The sequence below is a fragment of the Dietzia sp. IBK-p2-16D genome (assembly GCF_057773085.1).
Map to the genome: position 1 here is coordinate 612,604 of NZ_JBYMTL010000001.1, position 16,907 is coordinate 629,510.

General features: G+C 68.4%; 18 protein-coding genes. 11 read left to right on the forward strand and 7 right to left on the reverse strand.

The features are described from left to right. Nucleotides 1–15: 15 nt before the first annotated feature. On the reverse strand, nucleotides 16–480 hold the full coding sequence (locus AC3DE3_RS02930; protein ID WP_488368895.1) for an SRPBCC domain-containing protein: 465 nt from the start codon (nucleotides 478–480) through the stop codon (nucleotides 16–18). Between the two features lie 68 nt (nucleotides 481–548). Then, entirely contained in the window at nucleotides 549–1,322 is a 774-nt protein-coding gene (locus tag AC3DE3_RS02935) for an isocitrate lyase/PEP mutase family protein (protein WP_488368896.1), read from the reverse strand. A 70-nt stretch (nucleotides 1,323–1,392) separates the two neighbouring features. On the opposite strand from AC3DE3_RS02935, the gene AC3DE3_RS02940 reads away from it, so the two are divergent. The 7 genes from AC3DE3_RS02940 to AC3DE3_RS02970 all read left to right on the forward strand — a co-directional run bounded on the left by AC3DE3_RS02940 (nucleotide 1,393) and on the right by AC3DE3_RS02970 (nucleotide 9,830). Beyond that, nucleotides 1,393–1,626 (forward strand): dodecin, encoded by a 234-nt coding sequence (locus AC3DE3_RS02940; RefSeq protein WP_488368897.1) that lies wholly within the window; start codon nucleotides 1,393–1,395, stop codon nucleotides 1,624–1,626. A gap of 160 nt (nucleotides 1,627–1,786) precedes the next feature. Further along, nucleotides 1,787–2,227: a hypothetical protein gene (locus AC3DE3_RS02945; protein WP_260487939.1), complete on the forward strand. Its 441-nt coding sequence runs from the start codon at nucleotides 1,787–1,789 to the stop codon at nucleotides 2,225–2,227. 11 nt (nucleotides 2,228–2,238) lie between these two features. Continuing rightward, entirely contained in the window at nucleotides 2,239–3,831 is a 1,593-nt protein-coding gene (locus tag AC3DE3_RS02950) for an ABC transporter transmembrane domain-containing protein (protein WP_488368898.1), read from the forward strand. A 41-nt stretch (nucleotides 3,832–3,872) separates the two neighbouring features. Continuing rightward, nucleotides 3,873–5,672 carry an ABC transporter ATP-binding protein gene (locus AC3DE3_RS02955; RefSeq protein WP_488369098.1) on the forward strand — a complete coding sequence of 600 codons (1,800 nt, stop codon included), beginning with the start codon at nucleotides 3,873–3,875 and terminating at the stop codon, nucleotides 5,670–5,672. Nucleotides 5,673–5,785: 113 nt separating this feature from the next. Beyond that, nucleotides 5,786–8,020, forward strand: a complete 2,235-nt coding sequence (locus AC3DE3_RS02960) for an NADP-dependent isocitrate dehydrogenase (RefSeq protein ID WP_488368899.1) — start codon at nucleotides 5,786–5,788, stop codon at nucleotides 8,018–8,020. Nucleotides 8,021–8,252: 232 nt separating this feature from the next. Then, a complete protein-coding gene (locus AC3DE3_RS02965) occupies nucleotides 8,253–9,374 on the forward strand; it encodes a Rossmann-fold NAD(P)-binding domain-containing protein (protein WP_488369099.1) in 1,122 nt (373 codons plus the stop codon). Between the two features lie 66 nt (nucleotides 9,375–9,440). Continuing rightward, nucleotides 9,441–9,830, forward strand: a complete 390-nt coding sequence (locus AC3DE3_RS02970) for a VOC family protein (protein WP_260487944.1) — start codon at nucleotides 9,441–9,443, stop codon at nucleotides 9,828–9,830. 36 nt (nucleotides 9,831–9,866) lie between these two features. Here the strand turns inward: AC3DE3_RS02970 and AC3DE3_RS02975 are convergent, their stop codons facing one another. Continuing rightward, nucleotides 9,867–10,184 carry a VOC family protein gene (locus tag AC3DE3_RS02975; RefSeq protein WP_488368900.1) on the reverse strand — a complete coding sequence of 106 codons (318 nt, stop codon included), beginning with the start codon at nucleotides 10,182–10,184 and terminating at the stop codon, nucleotides 9,867–9,869. Nucleotides 10,185–10,362: 178 nt separating this feature from the next. On the opposite strand from AC3DE3_RS02975, the gene AC3DE3_RS02980 reads away from it, so the two are divergent. Together AC3DE3_RS02980 and AC3DE3_RS02985 are read left to right on the forward strand one after the other, a co-directional pair. After that, nucleotides 10,363–10,767: a hypothetical protein gene (locus AC3DE3_RS02980; protein ID WP_260487947.1), complete on the forward strand. Its 405-nt coding sequence runs from the start codon at nucleotides 10,363–10,365 to the stop codon at nucleotides 10,765–10,767. Then, nucleotides 10,764–11,381: a hypothetical protein gene (locus AC3DE3_RS02985; protein ID WP_488368901.1), complete on the forward strand. Its 618-nt coding sequence runs from the start codon at nucleotides 10,764–10,766 to the stop codon at nucleotides 11,379–11,381. The genes AC3DE3_RS02980 and AC3DE3_RS02985 overlap by 4 nt, the downstream gene beginning before the upstream one ends. On the opposite strand, the gene AC3DE3_RS02990 is transcribed toward AC3DE3_RS02985, so the two are convergent. Both AC3DE3_RS02990 and AC3DE3_RS02995 read right to left on the reverse strand, forming a co-directional pair. Then, complete coding sequence (locus tag AC3DE3_RS02990; protein WP_488369100.1) at nucleotides 11,360–11,983, reverse strand: mismatch-specific DNA-glycosylase; 624 nt, start codon at nucleotides 11,981–11,983, stop codon at nucleotides 11,360–11,362. The genes AC3DE3_RS02985 and AC3DE3_RS02990 overlap by 22 nt on opposite strands. A gap of 26 nt (nucleotides 11,984–12,009) precedes the next feature. After that, nucleotides 12,010–12,372, reverse strand: a complete 363-nt coding sequence (locus AC3DE3_RS02995) for an iron chaperone (RefSeq protein ID WP_260487951.1) — start codon at nucleotides 12,370–12,372, stop codon at nucleotides 12,010–12,012. A 117-nt stretch (nucleotides 12,373–12,489) separates the two neighbouring features. On the opposite strand from AC3DE3_RS02995, the gene AC3DE3_RS03000 reads away from it, so the two are divergent. Together AC3DE3_RS03000 and AC3DE3_RS03005 are read left to right on the forward strand one after the other, a co-directional pair. Continuing rightward, on the forward strand, nucleotides 12,490–13,062 hold the full coding sequence (locus AC3DE3_RS03000; protein ID WP_260487953.1) for a YdeI/OmpD-associated family protein: 573 nt from the start codon (nucleotides 12,490–12,492) through the stop codon (nucleotides 13,060–13,062). Nucleotides 13,063–13,362: 300 nt separating this feature from the next. After that, a complete protein-coding gene (locus AC3DE3_RS03005; RefSeq protein WP_260487954.1) occupies nucleotides 13,363–13,848 on the forward strand; it encodes a hypothetical protein in 486 nt (161 codons plus the stop codon). 154 nt (nucleotides 13,849–14,002) lie between these two features. On the opposite strand, the gene AC3DE3_RS03010 is transcribed toward AC3DE3_RS03005, so the two are convergent. Continuing rightward, nucleotides 14,003–15,607: an MFS transporter gene (locus AC3DE3_RS03010; RefSeq protein ID WP_488368902.1), complete on the reverse strand. Its 1,605-nt coding sequence runs from the start codon at nucleotides 15,605–15,607 to the stop codon at nucleotides 14,003–14,005. Nucleotides 15,608–15,824: 217 nt separating this feature from the next. Beyond that, a complete protein-coding gene (gene ychF, locus AC3DE3_RS03015; RefSeq protein ID WP_260487956.1) occupies nucleotides 15,825–16,904 on the reverse strand; it encodes a redox-regulated ATPase YchF in 1,080 nt (359 codons plus the stop codon). Nucleotides 16,905–16,907 lie beyond the last annotated feature (3 nt).

Sequence of the window (16,907 nt, forward strand, 5' to 3'; positions counted from 1 at the left end):
GGCCGTGCGTGGTTCTCACTCCACGAATCGTGCGAGTTGCCCCGTGACGAGGGTCCAGCCCTGCACCAGCCCCAGCGCTTCGTGCGTGCCCCGCCCCTCGTCGTCGGCGTGCCGCGCGGTGATCCGATACCTCGTGCCGTCCGGGTGGTCGCCGAGCGTGACCTCTCCGGTCACGGCCACCGGTGCGGGGTTGGTCGGACGCAGGGTGCTGTCCACCGCGTTCGTGAACACCAGGCGTTCGCACTCGTCGACCACCAGGAAGGCCGCGTCCATGTGGGGCGAGAAATGCAGCCCGTCCTCGCTCATCGACGTGACGAACCCACCGCCCGCGTGCGGCGCGAAGTGCTCCACCCGGCAGAGGTACGGTTCCGGAATCCACCACTGCGCGAACGCCGTCGACGTGGTCCAGGCCTCCCAGACCGCCTGGCGCGAAGCCCGTATGACCCGCTCGAAGGTCAGGTCGTCGTGGTGCGGATGCATGGGCATCTCCCGTCCGGCGATGGTGCGGTGGGTCGCGAACCGGCTCGCGGCCGGACCCGGGCGGAGCCTCAGTTCGGAGAGCCCCAGTGGGCGAGCTGGTCCGTCGACACCTGGGCGAGCCACATCTGCCACAGCGGGCCGAACGACACCCGTCGCACCCCGAGGCCCCTCAGCGCGGAGGCGTCCCCGGCTCCGTGGCCCCTGACCGGATGCGCGGTGACGTTCAGCGGGATCGTCACAGCCTGCACGAGTCGCCCGACCTGGTCCGCCGTCGAGAGCCCGACCGGGTAGACCGATCGCGCGCCGGCGTCCTCCATCAGCCGGATCCGTGCTTCGGCCTCGGCCAGCGGATCCGTGAACACGTCGGTTCCGAGCTTGACCGCGTCGGTTCGGCCGTTGATGACGAACGCGACCCCCGCCTCGTCGGCCGCGCGACGGGCTCCGGCGATGTAGTCGGCGTGCTCCTGCCGCTCGCGGACCCTCCCGCCTTCGCCGTGGACCACATCCTCGATGTTCGCCCCGACCGCCCCCGCGTCGAGGAGTCGGCCGATGAGCTCTCCCGGCTCCAGCCCGTACCCGGACTCGACGTCCGCGCTGACGGGGACGTCCACCGCGTCGGTTATTCGCCTGACCGCTGCAAGATATTCGGAGAAGTCCATGTTCTCGCCGTCGGCGCTACCGAGGGAGTCGGCGACGGGGTGACTGCCCACCGTGAGTCCGGTGAACCCCCCATCGACCGCGACGCGGGCGCTCCACACGTCCCAGACCGTCGGGAGGATCAGCAGGTCTCCGGAGCCGTGCCGGTCGGAGAATTCGGCAGCGCGTGCGCTGACATCGGTCATGGGAACCTCCTGGTGCCGTCGTTCCCCCGACCCTACGGGATGCACCCCCGTACCCGACCACCGTAGAGTGATGTGCATCACACCCAGGGAGGTCGTCGTGAACCACGTCTACAGCATCACCGAGATCGTCGGGTCGTCCCCCGACGGTACGGACCAGGCCATCGCCAACGCCGTCGCGGAGGCGTCCAAGTCGTTGCGGAACCTCGAGTGGTTCGAGGTGCAGTCCGTCCGCGGCAAACTCGACGGCGGCTCGGTCACGCACTGGCAGGTCTCCATCAAGGTGGGCTTCCGACACGAATCCTGAGTGCGGGCCGCGGCGCCCGGGACTCATGCACTCCGGTGCGTGACGCGCGAACCGGCGCTGCGGTTCCCCCGGGTCGAGTTCCCCACAGGCCGCTTCTCCCATTCCACAGATCCGGGGTCAGGCCTGTCGATTCGCACTGCGGTGCCGAAAACTCTCGGACATGAGATTCGAACAACTCCCAGACGACTGGTCCCGCCGCCCGCTCGACGACGCCCCGCTCGCCGCCGGCGTCATCGACCTCGTCATCGGCTACGAGGACCGCCAGCGCGACACTCTGCTCATCCTGCCCTGCGACGAGTACGACGCCGCACTGCCCTCGCCCATCCTCATCGGAGACACCGACTGGACGGCGTCCTCCCGCGACCGCCGCCGCTCGATGGCCGTGCTGTCACAGGTCCCGGTCCCCGGCTTCGTCGTGGGACTGTCGGCCGGACGCCGCCTGCCCGCCAAGGTGGTCAGGGGCTGGCTACGGACGATCGAGGACGAACTGGACTCCTCCGGGCAGGCCCTGCTCGCGTTCGGCGTGGCCGATCCCCACGGCGTCGAGATCGTCGGCGGCCGCGCAGCTCGCAACGGGAGCCTCGGAGCAGCCGCCGGGTAACATCGCACCTCGTGCCCGACAACCCACAGCCCTCGGAAACGGGCAGCATCGTCGACTACTCGGCGCTACCCGGACCGGGCGGGCGCAGGTCGAAGCTCCCCCACGTCGACGCGTCCGGGTGGACCCTCAAGGTCGCCTTGTCGCAACGGCCGTGGAGCTTCGTCGCGTCCGGCGCCATGGCCGTGGCGTTCCTGTGCAACGGCCTGACCCCGGTGGTCGTGGGGCGAGCAGTCGACGATGCGATCGCCACCTCCACACCCGACCGGCTGTGGTTCTGGATAGCGATCCTCGGCTGCGTGTTCGTCATGGCGATCGCCGCCAACTGGACCGCCCGTTTCATGTTGGTCCGCAGCCAGCAACTGGTGAGCCACGACCTGCGGACGGCGGTCACCGACCGCATCCAGGACCCCCGCGGGTTCGCTGGCCGGGATCGCACCGCCGGCGGCCTGCTGTCCGTCGCGTCCTCGGACACCACCCGCGTCGGCGACATCGTCATGATGACGGTCATGCCGGTCGCCGAGGCGGCCGCCATCACCTACGGCGCGGCGATGATGTTCGGCATCAACCCGTGGCTGAGTCTGGCCACGCTGATCGGCGGGCCCCTGCTCGTCGTGGTCGCACTGTGGGTGGCGCGCCCGCTGCAGGAACGGTCCGTCGAGCGGCAGCGGGCGATCGCCCAGGCCGCGGCCACCGCCACCGACGTCGTGCAGGGGCTGCGCATCCTCAAGGGACTGGGCGCCATCGTCACCGTCCGCGGTCGCTACGACGAGGTCTCCGACACCGCCTATCGCAGAACGGTCCACGCCGACGCGGCCGAGGCCCGCCTCAACGGCGCCACCGAGGCCGCGGGCGCCCTCTTCGTCTCAACGCTCGGCATCTCCGCCGGTGCGCTCGCCCTCGGCGGTCACGTCACGATCGGCGAGCTCATCACGGTGGTGGGCCTCACCCAGTTCCTCGTCGTACCCATGACCATGTTCGGCCGGAACCTCGCCTCCCGCTGGGCATCGGCCGAGGCGTCGGGCAAGCGGATCCGTGAGGTCCTCGGCGCCGACTTCGAACGCCTCTCCGAGGTCGACGTCGCGGCCACCCGACGCTTCATCGACGCCCTCCCTCCGGGCCTGACCGTCGTCGACGGCGGCGACCCCGAGTTGGTGCACCTGCTCGAGTCGCTGCCCCGCACGCGCGTGGTCGTGGCGCCGCACGCCGCGGACCTGTTCGACGGGAGCGTGGCCGACAACGTCCACCCGGATCGGGACACCGCCGAACGGGCGCTCGCGGTGGCCTGCTGCGACGACATCCCCGAGGGCCCCGACAAGCGCGTCGGGGAGAGCGGGCGGATGCTCTCGGGAGGCCAGCGTCAACGCGTCGCCCTCGCCCGCGCCGTCGCCTGGGGTCCGGAGGTCCTGGTGCTGCAGGATCCCACCACCGCGGTCGACTCGGTCACCGAGCAGAACCTCGCGGACAACGTCACCCGTCACCGAGCAGGCCGGATCACCCTAGTGTTCACCCGGGCCCCCGCATGGAGCGCGGTGGCCGACGCCCACCTCACCGTGGATCAGCTCCGCGCGACGGCGGAGGGTGTCCTCGTGGGGGCAGGGAGATGACGACGACGAACCGGACGCCTCCCGTCAAGACCGACAGTGCCCTGAGGTTCCCGGTCGCCTCCGCGGGCCAGGTCCGTCGCGAGGTCGCCCGGCAGTTGGGCCGGGTCCGCCACGCCGGACGGTGGCTGACCCTGGCCGTGCTCCTGCTGAGCCTCGGTGCCTACGCCGGGGTTCTCATCCCGCAGCTCATGGGCCGCATCGTGGACCTCGTCTCCGGGCAGTCACAGGGGTCGCTGTGGCTGATCGGGGGGCAACTACTCGCCGCCGCCGTCGTCGGCGCCCTGCTGAGCGCCGCCGGTTTCTACATCGTGGCGAGACTGTCCGAACGGGTGATCGCCAACCTGCGCCAGGACATGGTCGGCACCGCGCTGGGACTGCCCACCCACCGCGTCGAGGACGCCGGTTCGGGAGACCTGGTCAGTCGGTCCACCGACGACGTGGCAGAACTGTCCTCGGCCGTCACGGAGACGGTCCCGACCCTGTCCACCTCGGTGTTGACGGTCGTGGCCACGGTGATCGCGCTGTTCGCCCTGGACTGGCAGTTCGTCGTCATCCCTGTCGTCGTCGCACCCCTGTACTACCTCGCCGCGCGCCAGTACCTGGCCAAGGCACCCGATCGCTACGCCGCGGAACGCGCCGCGATGGCCGAGCGGGCCCGCCGTGTCCTGGAAGCGATCCGCGGCCGTGCGACGGTCCGCGCGTTCTCCCTCGAGGCCCGGATGCACACCCTGATCGGGAACGCCTCCTGGGACGTCGTCCGCAAGGGGATCCGGGCCCGGACCACCATGCTCGTGCTCAACGTGTGGATGCTGCTCGGCGAGTTCCTCATGCTCGCGATCGCTCTGGGGGTCGGCTACCACCTCGTCGCCACCGACGCCCTGACCGTCGGCGCGGTGACGGGCGCGGTCCTCATGATCATCCGACTGCGGGGACCGTTGAACACCTTCATGCGCATCCTCGACGTCGTGCAGTCGGGCTACGCCTCGCTCGCCCGCATCGTGGGCGTCGTGGTGGATCCGCCGGTCCCGGTACCCGACAGCGGGGTCGAGCCGGCGCAGGGGCGCGTCGAACTGCGCGACGTCAGCTTCAGCTACGGCGGCGCCTGGGCCGTCCGGGACATCAACTTCGCCATCTCCCCCGGCCAGACGGTCGCGATCGTCGGCGCATCGGGGGCCGGGAAGACCACCGTGGCAGCGCTCCTGGCCGGGCTCCTCGTCCCCGATTCCGGCGAGGTCCTCGTCGACGGCCATCCGGTCTCGTCCCTGTCGGACGGCGAACGCATCGCCCGCCTGGCCACGGTCAGCCAGGAGGTGCACGTCTTCTCGGGGACCCTGCGCCAGGACCTCACGCTGGCCAGGCCCGCCGCCACCGATGCGGAACTACTCCACGTCCTGGGACGGGTGCACGCCGCATCGTGGTTCGACCGGTTGCCGGCGGGGCTCGACACCGTTGTCGGCGCGCGCGGGATCCAACTCGACCCCGTCGCCGCGCAGCAACTGGCGCTGGCCCGGGTGCTCCTGCTCGACCCCGCCCTCATCGTCATGGACGAGGCCACCGCGGAAGCCGGTTCCGCAGGCGCCGGAGCGCTCGAACTCGCCGCCGACGAGGTCACCCGCGACCGGTCGGCCCTAGTCATCGCACACCGGCTCGATCAGGCCTCCCGCGCCGACACGATCCTCGTCATGGACGGGGGCCGGATCGTCGAACGCGGCACCCACGGTGACCTGCTAGCCCGGGACGGGACCTACGCGCACCTGTGGTCCGCATGGTCCGTCGGCCGACGTACCACCGGCGGGTCGGCGGGGGCACCGATCGGGCCCGGGACCACACGACCGGGGTAGACGACACAGTGAAACGGCGCACAGGTGTCCGACTCGGGTGATGATGGAGTCGGCGAATTGACCCCGTTCCACAAGAACATGATCAGCCTTCGAGACGAAAAGAGTCGACATCCATGACCTCAGACAGACAGACGATCATCTACACGCTCACCGATGAGGCCCCGCGGCTGGCGACGGAGGCGTTCCTCCCCGTCGTGCGCACCTTCGCCGATGCGGCCGGCATCGACGTCACGACGAGCGACATCTCCGTGGCGGCGCGCATCCTGGCCGCCTTCCCGGAGCGGCTCACCGATGAGCAGAAGGTCCCCGACAATCTCGGCGAGTTGGGGCGGATGACCCACGAACCGGGCACCAACATCATCAAGCTGCCCAACATCAGCGCCTCCGTCCCGCAGCTCACCAGGGCGATCGCCGAGCTGCAGTCGCAGGGTTACGACCTTCCCGACTTCCCCTGGGACCCGCAGACCGACGAGGAGAAGGAGACCGCCGAGCGGTACTCCGGCATCCTCGGTAGCGCGGTCAACCCGGTGCTGCGCCAGGGCAACTCCGACCGACGCGCCCCGAAGGCCGTCAAGGAGTACGCCAGGGCCAACCCGCACTCCATGGGCAAGTGGTCCATGGCCTCGCAGACCCACGTCGCGCACATGACCCACGGTGACTTCTACGCGGGCGAGAAGTCGATCATCCTCGACCGCGACTGCGACGTGCGTATGGAGGTCGATACGCCGGACGGCGAGACCCACGTCCTCAAGACGGAATCCCTGTTGAAGGGCACCGTCGTGGACTCCATGTTCATGAGCAAGAAGGCTCTGCTGGAGTTCTACGAGGAGCAGCTCAACGACGCCAAGGAGACCGGCGTCATGTTCTCGCTGCACGTCAAGGCCACCATGATGAAGGTGAGCCACCCGATCGTGTTCGGACACGCGGTCCGCGTGTTCTACAAGGACGCCTTTGCCAAGTACGGCGAGCTGTTCGACGAGCTCGGCATCAATGTCAACAACGGCATGGGCGACCTCTACGCCAAGATCGACACCCTGCCGTCGGCGAAGAAGGAGGAGATCATCGAGGAGCTGCACCGCTGCCACGAACAGCGGCCTGAGCTCGCGATGGTCGACTCGGCCCGCGGCATCTCCAACTTCCACTCCCCCTCCGACGTGATCGTCGACGCCTCGATGCCCGCGATGATTCGCATCGGCGGCAAGATGTACGGCGCGGACGGCCGCAAGAAGGACACCAAGGCCGTCATCCCGGAGTCCACGTTCGCTCGGATCTACCAGGAGATCATCAACTTCTGTAAGACCAACGGAGCGTTCGACCCCACCACCATGGGGACCGTGCCGAACGTCGGCCTCATGGCGCAGAAGGCCGAGGAGTACGGCAGCCACGACAAGACCTTCGAGGTCGAGACCGGCGGCGTGGCCAACATCGTCGACGCCGCGACCGGTGAGGTCTTGCTCTCGCAGGAGGTCGAGGCCGGTGACATCTGGCGCATGTGCACTGTCAACGACGCGCCGATCCGTGACTGGGTCAAGCTCGCCGTGGACCGCGCCCGCGCCTCCGACATGCCGGCCGTGTTCTGGCTGGATCCGTACCGGCCCCACGAGGCCAGGCTCATCGAGCTGGTCGAGAAGTACCTCGCCGAGCACGACACGGAGGGCCTGGACATCCAGATCATGTCCCAGGTGCGCGCCATGCGCTACACCCTCGAGCGCGCGTGGCGTGGACTGGACACCATCTCGGTGACCGGCAACATCCTGCGCGACTACCTCACGGACCTGTTCCCGATCCTGGAGCTGGGCACCAGTGCCAAGATGCTGTCGATCGTGCCGCTGATGGCGGGCGGCGGTCTGTACGAGACGGGTGCCGGCGGTTCCGCTCCGAAGCACGTCCAGCAGCTGGTGGAGGAGAACCACCTGCGCTGGGACTCACTCGGGGAGTTCCTCGCAATCGGTGCGAGCCTGGACGACCTCGGGCGCAAGTACGACAACCCCAAGGCCACGATCCTGGCCGAGGCGTTGGACACCGCGACCGGCAAGCTGCTGGAGAACGGTAAGTCGCCCTCACGCGTGACCGGTGAGCTCGACAACCGTGGCAGCCAGTTCTGGCTGGCGCTGTACTGGGCGCAGGAGCTGGCCTCCCAGACCGAGGACGCCGAGCTGGCCTCCCGGTTCGCCCCCCTGGCCGAGAAGCTGGATGCCGACAAGGACACCATCCTGCAGGAACTGACGGAGGTCCAGGGCGACGCGGTCGATCTCGGTGGCTACTACCGGCCCGACATCGCCAAGCTGAAGGACGCGATGCGTCCCAGCGCGACGCTCAACGCACACCTGGACAGCGCCTTCGCCTGATCCCGGCCGCGCCTTGGCCAGCCCACCGCGCCCCCGCCGGAGTGATCCGGCGGGGGCGCGGTCAGTCACCGGGCCGGACTACACTCGTGTCGGAGCTGGCCCCGGTTCCCCGATGATGGGAGTCCGGATGTCCGGCACCGCTCAACCGTCCTATGCCACCTCCGATCAGCGGGAGTCCGCCGACGCCCCGGGACGCGCCCTCCTGTCGCTCGGGGTCCTCGCGAACTCGTCGATGGAGAACGAGAGGCGCCTGCCCCTGCATCCGCACCACCTGGACAGGATCGATCCGGAGGTGCGGGCGCGGATGATCGTCGAACACGGGTACGCCGCCGACTTCCAGCTCGAGCCCGGTTACGTGGAGTCGCGGGTGGGTCGGGTCGCCGAGAGGTCGGAGGTCGTCCGGGACGCCGACGTTCTTCTGCTTCCCAAGCCCCAGGCATCGAATGTGCGCGAGATCCCCGCGGGTCGCACCCTCTGGGGATGGCCCCACTGCGTCCAGGACGCCGGACTGACGCAGACCGCGATCGACCAGCGCCTCACCCTCATCGCCTTCGAAGCGATGAACCACTGGACCCGGCAGGGTGACTTCAGCCTGCACGTGCTCCACAAGAACAACGAACTCGCCGGGTACTGCTCGGTCCTCCACGCCCTGAGTCTCATCGGAGCCACCGGCAACTACGGGCCACGACGCAGCGCAGTCGTGATCGGCTTCGGGGCGACCGCCCGCGGGGCGGTCACCGCATTGAGTGCCCACGGGATCCACGACATCCAGGTCCTCACGCAGCGAGGGGCGACGGCCGTCGGCTCCCCAATCCACAGCGCGCACATCACCCAGCTCCACACCGATGGCGGCGACGCCTATCTCGGCTCAGTGCCCACCGACGGCGGCGACATCCCGCTCCCGGCCTTCCTCGCCGCGCACGACATCGTCGTCAACTGCACACTCCAGGACGTGGACGCACCCATGACGTACCTGCGCACCCGGGACCTCGAAGGCTTCGCGGCGGGGAGCCTGATCATCGACGTCTCCTGTGACGCGGGAATGGGTTTCGAATGGGCGCAGCCCACGGGATTCGACGACCCGATGTTCACCGTGGGCCACGGGGTGAACTACTACGCGGTCGATCACAGCCCGTCGTACCTCTGGAACTCCGCCACGTGGGAGATCAGTGAGGCACTGCTCCCGTTCCTGCGCACCGTCATGGAAGGCCCGGCGGCGTGGGACGGCGACCTCACCCTCTCTCGCGCCATCGAGATCCGTGACGGGGTGATCGTCAACCCGAGCATCCTTCGTTTCCAGGGGCGCGAAGCGGCCTTCCCCCATTCGCTGGTCGGAACGCCGGACGCCACATAGGGACCTCACGAGGACTCCGCGTCGAACCGGGTTGCACTCACCCGCCGGGTGCGCTGGGATCGGACGATGAACGTGGAGCGGATCGTCCCGGACCTCACCGTCTCCGACCTGCCGAGGGCCGTTCAGGAGTACACGGCGATCCTCGGGCTGGAGGTCGTGATGGATCACGGCTGGATCGTGACCCTCGCGGACGCCCACGGCCGCCAGCTCAGCCTGCTCACCCGTGATGCCACCGCGGCCGTGAACCCCACGGTCTCGGTATTCGTCGACGACGTCGTCGCCGCGTTCGAGACGGCGGTCGCGACAGGTCTGGAGATCGTGTATCCCCTCACCGCGGAGGAATGGGGCGTCACGCGGTTCTTCGTCCGCGATCGCTCCGGCAACGTCGTCAATGTCGGGATGCACACCGTTCCGCAGCGCTCGGGCCCGGGGACCGCATCCTCGAATGCACGCTGACGGCCTGAGCTGGCGCGTTCCGCTCGGCGCGAGATATCAGGCCCCCGCGAACACGACGCGGTTCCCGTCAGGGTCCTCGACCACGAGAATTCTCTGACCACCGCCGGGCTGTGGCCCGGGGTTGTCGATCCCGGAAGCGTCGAGGCGCCGCGCCTCCCTGTCCAGATCATCGACCCCGATCACCACCGAAGAGTGCCCTGCCCGGCCCGGCTCGGCCCACACCTGGAGTCCGAATGAGTCTCCGAGATGCCATTCGAGGAGGCCCGGCATCGGCCGGTCGTCCGGTCCCCGGCCGAGCACACGTGAGTACCACGCTTCCGCCGCCGATCCGTCGGAGACGGTGCAATTGCCCATCAGTCGCCTATATATCGTTGCTCCTCGTCGAGAGCCGGAACAACCGGATCCTATCCCCCTCGAGTCGGGCCGGATCGCTACAGAAGGGAAGTCCCCCGCAATCTTGCTGGTCGAGCCCATGGCGTTGGTCGACCCATCGGAGTAGACCTGAGGGACACGCACCAGGAGGTGGGGCGGCATGCGCTTGAACCGGCTCATCCTGCGGATACTCGACAGCCCGTTCCGCCGCGTGCTGCCGCGCGAGCTCGGCGAGATCTCCTATACCGGACCGGTCTCGGGCCGGTCGGTCCGTCTCCCCGCACTGTGCGTCGCGGACGGGAGTCGGTTCCTCGTGGTGGCCGGTCGGCCCGGGCGGAAGACCTGGTGGCGGGCGTTCCGGCATCCGTGTCACGCACAGCTGCTGCGCGGAGGAACTCGATCCGCCACCGTGGGGCACGTCCTCCCGGAACCAGAGCGTTCCACCGCGCTCGAGACCTACCTCGTCACCCACCCGGGTAGCCGACGCGGCATCGGGCCTTCGACACCGATCATCGCCTTTGAGACGCGTCCGCCGACTGGCTCGGACATCGGATCTGTGAGGTGATCACGGATGAAGGACCGATGCTGGCCGGCATCGACCTGTACTGGATACCACTCGGGGCCGGCGCCGGTGGCCGGTGCGTCCGTGGAAGCGGACGACTCTACGAGATCGTCGCCGCGATTCACCAGCACAGGCGGCGCGCCGACCTCTACCACTCGGCACTGATAGTGCACCTCGACGGTCACGATCACGCCATCGAGATGGCGCCCGTGTGGGTCACCGGTGACAGCGACCGTGGTGTCGTCTCCGAGGGCGCGGTCGGGTTCCGTTCGTGGGGAAGGTGCAGGGTCTTCCGCTACGAGGTCCGCTGCTGGCGAGACGGCGCGATCCCCGACGTCGGCTCGGCGGTCAACGGCCCCCGTCGGGTCAGCGGGAGCCGGGACCGGGCGCGACAGGTGCTGGAGCTGGTTGCGGAGTTCCCGGCGGCGACCTGGGGCCGCGACGAACTGCACAACGGCGACATGTGGAACTCCAACACCCTCACATCCTGGTTACTCGCTCGCAGTGGTCACGACATGGCGCTCATCCGACCGCCCGACGGTGGACGAGCGCCCGGATGGAAAGCCGGCCTGACCCAGGCCGGGTCCACGGCCGGTCAACCGCTGTCCGACCCGTGACGCGCCTCGATGGCGTTCCAGACCTGACACCAGTGCTCGGCCAGGGAATCGATGGTCTCGTGGGCGTTCAACCCGCTCGGCTGCGGCACGACCCACAGCGTGACATCACCGGGCCAACCCGGGATATCCGAGGTGTCCTGCTCCCCGTAGCCCGCCTTCGGCCGCGCGAATGCGATGCGGAACGCGGTTATGCCCGCGACGGCGACGACATGAGGACGCATCTCACGGGCCAGCACCGTCACGCGCTCCGCCCCTGCCCGCAGTTCGTCGCGGGAGAGCTCGTCGGCGCGCGCGGTGGCCCGCCCGACGAGGTTGGTCATGCCGATGCCGCGCGCGAGCAGTTGGTTCTCGTCCTCCGACGAGAAGCCGGCCGCGGCGTCCACGACGTGGTCGGTCAGACCGGCCCGGTGCAGCGCCGGCCAGAACCGGTTACCGGGCCGCGCGAAGGGTGCGTTGACGGCCGCGGTCCACAAGCCCGGGTTGACCCCGACGATGAGCAGCCGTAGCCCGCTGGTGTCGGCGGGCAGGACGTCGTCGATAGCGTGCGGGTCGTCCGTCGCGAAACGGGTCAGGTCGTCACGACCGGGACGGCTCCCGCCCATCGGGGAGGGCCGCCGGGGGATGCCTGTCACGACTCGGCGGCGTCGATCTCACGCCTGTGTACACGGACGAGGTCGCTGATCAGATCATCGGCCAGTGGAGTGGCCAGGGTGAAGTGGACCGAGTGTTCGGTAGTTCGGTGGTCCGTCAGCTGATCCTCCAGCTCCCGGATCGCCCATGAGGAGGGGTAGAAGCTCATGTGTTTCTTGGACGCGGTGAAGTACACCAGTGCCCGGTTCTTGTACATGAGCGTCGGCATCCCGTAACTCATGGTTTCCTCGACTTCCGGGACGAGCTGTCTGACGAGCGCCCGGATTCGTTCGAGCTCTGCTCGGCGCGCGGGGTCGAGCGCCCCCAGATACTCCTCGACGGTTGTCGCCTTCTCGACCATGGGGAGAGGCTAGCGCGATGAGACCCCGAGAGTCCCGGGTGACCGGGCCCGGTCGGGGTCACCGACCCGGCTTGATTGAGGACGAGGCGTGTCCGCATCACCTGCGAGGCTGGGCCCATGAGTCAACCGGACGGCCCGCAGTCCCCCGTTGTACTGGCGACCAGAGAGCGATGGCGCGAGTGGCTCTGCAGGAATGACGAGAGTTCCGCCGGCATCTGGCTGATGCTCGCGAAGAAGGGAGTGACGTCTCCGACCTCACTCAGTTATCAGGAGGCTCTCGAAGAAGCCCTGTGCAGCGGATGGATCGACGGCCAGCGCGTCGGTTACGACGAGCAGACGTACGTGCAGCGCTTCACTCCGCGCCGAGCGCGCTCGCTCTGGTCTCTGCGGAACGTCGAGATCGTCGCGCGCCTCGCTGCAGACCAGCGACTGCGGCCGCGGGGCGTCGCGGAGATCGACCGCGCGAAGTCCGACGGTCGCTGGGACCGCGCCTACCCCGGGCAGGCGACCGCGCAACCCCCGGAATCGCTCGACATCGCCCTCGAGGCGGCACCAGCTGCCAAAGCGGCCTTCGCGCGACTCACCCGGGCCGAACGCTTCAGCGCGCTCCTGCCCCTGCTCACCGCTACCAACGAGGACGCTCTCGAGCGACGGGTGGCCCGCCTGATATCGCGGCTCACGGGGTCGTGACCGGGCCCCTCTCTCCGCCACCGGGTGTCGCTCGCGCTCCCACCAGCAATTCTCCTCACCACGGCGGCGAGCGTGCGGGCATCGACGGCAGACCGGAGATCAACCGCCTCTCGTTTGCGAGCAACCGTCACACGCCGCTGACCACGACGATTTAGCAACTCAGTTGCCGATCGCCGAATCCACTCACCGCGTCGCCACTGAGATCGGCTGGGGCTGCACTGTCGGACCCGGATGACATGATCCGTGCCGCGCCGACGTTGGCAGGCATCGTCGGTCCACCAACCCACAATGAGGTGAGCGATGCCCCGCAGAACGGCACAGTGCGAGACCGACCGGGTCTGGCGTCTCCTGCTGGCTGCAGTCGAACAACTCCACGGCCGCGGATTCACCGGAATCCGGGCCCTTCCCTACTTCGGTGCAGTCGGCTACTGGCGTATCGACGTCACCGCCGCGGCGAATCTCCGGTCGGGCGTCAACCTCCCGGAGCGTGATCCGGACGCAGTCTTCCGGACGACAGAGGGTGGGTTCCCGCGTGTCGGCGGCCTTGTGGTCGAGTCATCGACAACGGTGGATGACGTGGCGGACGAGATCCTTCGCCATCTCGGTTCGCCGAGGGAAGTGATCTACTTCAACGACTCTGAGTACTGCAGATGGTTCGCTGACCTACGTCGGTTGTCGTACGAGATCGGCATTCCCCCTTCGGCATTCCAGGAATTCCACGACGGGTGGCGGTGCGGGGAGGTCGACATCGCTCCCCCACCGGGATGGGAGACGAAGCAGTGGTGACGCGAGACGATCACGGCGCAGCACAGAGCGCCTGACGGTGCTCGGCGCTCGCGACCCTGTTCGGTCGGTCAGGGGCGGTCCCCGGAGAGCTCGTCCTTCCTTTCCCGGCGTCTGCGCAGTCGTCCCAGCGTCAGACTCGTCCGGTCCGACGCTGTCAGTCGGCGAGCGGCTGCGCTTCGGGAGCGAGTTCCTCTTCATCCTCGTCCCCGCGGCGCACCGGCGGCGTCGCCGGTAGTCCCACGGTGGCGAGGAGCCCGATCAGCAGGGCACCCGCTGCACCGAAGGTCGCGACGCGGGCGGCGGTGACCATGGCATCCTCCGCGGCCTGCTGCACCTCCTCGTTCGAGCCCGGCATCTCAGCCAGGCCCGGAATCGCCGTACCCGCGGACCCCTTCACCGCCGAGACGATCTGCTCTTGTTCCTGCGGGGTGAATCCACCGAGGTCCTCGAGGTTTGACGACGCCGCGTTGGCGAGAGTGGTCACCAGAACCGTGCCGAGGATGGCTACGCCGAGAGCCGAGCCGAGTTGCCGCACTGTGCTCTGGAACCCGGAGGCCTGCCCGCTCTGGGCCACCGGGACGTCGACCATGATCACGTTGGTGAGCTGCGCTGTGGCCAGACCCACGCCCACGCCGTAGAGGAAAAGCCACGCGGCCAGGACCCAGGCGTCGGCTGTGGCCGAGATGCTCAGCGCCAGGCCCATCACCGCGATCATCTCGAGCAACAGCCCGATGCGGACGATGCTGCGTCCGCCCATGCGGCCGGCGAGCTGGGCTGTGCCACCGGAGATCAGGAACGTACCCAATGCGAGGGCCAGGATCAGCAGGCCGGTGTTGAGTGGGGTGTATCCGAGCACGCCCTGGACGTAGAGCGGGAGGGCGAACAGCATGCCGAACTCGCCTAGCGAGACGATGAGCGCGGCGATCGATCCGTAGCGCAGGCTCCGGATCCGGAGCAGTCCGAGGTCCAGCAGCACCGGGCGTCCGGCGCGGACACGCCTGCGTTCAACGGACACGAAGGCCGCCATCGCCAGCACCCCGAGGGCAAACGCGAACGGCACCGGCGACAGTGACGACGGCCAGGTCCAGCCGCCGATCGAGGGCGGGGTGTCGATGTTCCACCATCCGTAACGTTGGCCCTCGATCAGGCCGAACACCAGCGCAGACAAGCCGATCACCGACAGTGCGATCCCGGCGATATCGATTCCGCGCTCGGTGTGGAGATCGCGAGTCTCGGGCACCCAGCGGATCGTGCCGATCACGATGATGATGCCGATCGGCAGGTTGATGAGGAAAGCCCAGTGCCAACTGACGTAGGTCGCGAGCCATCCGCCGACGAGCGGGCCGACCGCGGCCATGCCACCGATCGTCGAGCCCCAGATCGCGAACGCGATGCCGCGCTCGCGCCCGGTGAACATGGCGTTCACCGTGGCCAGGGTCGAGGGGAGGATCATCGCGCCGCCGACACCCTGCAGCATTCGGCCCAGGAGAAGCACCGAGCCGTTCGGTGCTGCGGCGGCGATGAGGCTCGCCAGCACGAAGACCGTGATGCCGATGAGCAGGAACCGTCGGCGACCGAACAGGTCTCCCATGCGGCCGACCGTGATCAGCAGCGCCGCAAAGACAAGCGCGTAGATCGAGTTCGCCCACTCGGCCTCGGACACGTTGAGCGAGAGATCCTGGATCAGCACCGGCAGGATCACGTTAACCACGGTGGCGTCCATGATGATGATCGACACGGCCAGCGACACGATCGCCATCGCATACCAACGCTTGGGATGAGGGAAAATCTGCGGTTCGCCCACGTGGTCCTTCGTTCTCGAAGCAGAGTCACTCGGCGCCAGAGGTTACTGACACCACGTCAGCATACTCCTGGATGCCCGCACACGAACGCGAGTCGCCCGCCGGGTACATCCGCCCATCGAACGCCGATCGCCCCGGATCCGCTGACTGGATTCGGGGCGATCAGAGTGCCTACTAGACGTTGAAGCGGAACTCCACCACGTCGCCGTCGACCATGACGTAGTCCTTGCCCTCCATGCGAACCTTGCCGGCGGCCTTGGCGGCGGCCATCGACCCGGCCGCGTCCAGATCCTCGAAGGAGACGATCTCGGCCTTGATGAAGCCCTTCTCGAAGTCCGTGTGGATGACGCCGGCGGCCTTGGGGGCGGTGTCGCCCTTGCGGATGGTCCAGGCGCGCGACTCCTTGGGGCCGGCGGTGAGGTAGGTCTGCAGGCCGAGGGTGTGGAAGCCAGCGCGGGCGAGCGAGTTCAGACCCGGCTCGTGCTGACCGATCGACTCCAGCAGTTCCATGGCGTCGGCCTCGTCGAGCTCGAGGAGCTCGGCCTCGACCTTCGCGTCCAGGAACACGGCGTCGGCCGGGGCCACCGCGGCACGCAGTTCGGCCTGGCGCTCCTCGTTGGTGAGCACGGCCTCGTCGGCGTTGAAGACGTAGAGGAAGGGCTTGGCGGTCATGAGGTGCAGGTCCCGGAGCAGGGTACGGTCCACCTCGTCCTGCGCCTTGAACAGGGTCCGGCCGTCCTCGAGAACTGCCTGCGCCTTGCGGACCTCGTCGAGGGTCGCGACGAGGGACTTGTCCTTGCGAGAGTCCTTCTCGAGCCGCGGGATCGCCTTCTCGATGGTCTCCAGGTCCGCCAGGATCAGCTCGGTGGCGATCACCTCGATGTCGGCCATCGGGTCGACCTTGCCGTCGACGTGGATCACGTCCGGGTCGTCGAAGACCCGCACGACCTGGCAGATGGCGTCGGCCTCGCGGATGTTGGCGAGAAACTTGTTACCCATGCCCTCGCCGGTGCTGGCGCCCTTGACGATGCCGGCGATGTCGACGAACGAGACCACGGCCGGCAGGATCCGCTCGGACCCGAAGATCTCGGCGAGTCGGTTCAGGCGGGGGTCGGGCAGATCGACCACGCCGACGTTGGGCTCGATGGTGGCGAACGGGTAGTTCGCCGCGAGGACGTCGTTGTTCGTCAGGGCGTTGAACAGGGTCGACTTACCGACGTTGGGCAGTCCGACGATTCCGAGGGTGAGGCTCACGAG

Bases quoted from the DNA above. Each gene is read 5' to 3' on its own strand.
- AC3DE3_RS02930 (WP_488368895.1), bottom strand. From the start codon at position 480: ATGCATCCGCACCACGACGACCTGACCTTCGAGCGGGTCATACGGGCT.
- AC3DE3_RS02935 (WP_488368896.1), bottom strand. From the start codon at position 1,322: ATGACCGATGTCAGCGCACGCGCTGCCGAATTCTCCGACCGGCACGGC.
- AC3DE3_RS02940 (WP_488368897.1), top strand. From the start codon at position 1,393: ATGTGCATCACACCCAGGGAGGTCGTCGTGAACCACGTCTACAGCATC.
- AC3DE3_RS02945 (WP_260487939.1), top strand. From the start codon at position 1,787: ATGAGATTCGAACAACTCCCAGACGACTGGTCCCGCCGCCCGCTCGAC.
- AC3DE3_RS02960 (WP_488368899.1), top strand. From the start codon at position 5,786: ATGACCTCAGACAGACAGACGATCATCTACACGCTCACCGATGAGGCC.
- AC3DE3_RS02965 (WP_488369099.1), top strand. From the start codon at position 8,253: ATGGAGAACGAGAGGCGCCTGCCCCTGCATCCGCACCACCTGGACAGG.
- AC3DE3_RS02970 (WP_260487944.1), top strand. From the start codon at position 9,441: ATGAACGTGGAGCGGATCGTCCCGGACCTCACCGTCTCCGACCTGCCG.
- AC3DE3_RS02975 (WP_488368900.1), bottom strand. From the start codon at position 10,184: ATGGGCAATTGCACCGTCTCCGACGGATCGGCGGCGGAAGCGTGGTAC.
- AC3DE3_RS02980 (WP_260487947.1), top strand. From the start codon at position 10,363: ATGCGCTTGAACCGGCTCATCCTGCGGATACTCGACAGCCCGTTCCGC.
- AC3DE3_RS02990 (WP_488369100.1), bottom strand. From the start codon at position 11,983: ATGGGCGGGAGCCGTCCCGGTCGTGACGACCTGACCCGTTTCGCGACG.
- AC3DE3_RS02995 (WP_260487951.1), bottom strand. From the start codon at position 12,372: ATGGTCGAGAAGGCGACAACCGTCGAGGAGTATCTGGGGGCGCTCGAC.
- AC3DE3_RS03000 (WP_260487953.1), top strand. From the start codon at position 12,490: ATGAGTCAACCGGACGGCCCGCAGTCCCCCGTTGTACTGGCGACCAGA.
- AC3DE3_RS03005 (WP_260487954.1), top strand. From the start codon at position 13,363: ATGCCCCGCAGAACGGCACAGTGCGAGACCGACCGGGTCTGGCGTCTC.
- AC3DE3_RS03010 (WP_488368902.1), bottom strand. From the start codon at position 15,607: ATGGCGATCGTGTCGCTGGCCGTGTCGATCATCATCATGGACGCCACC.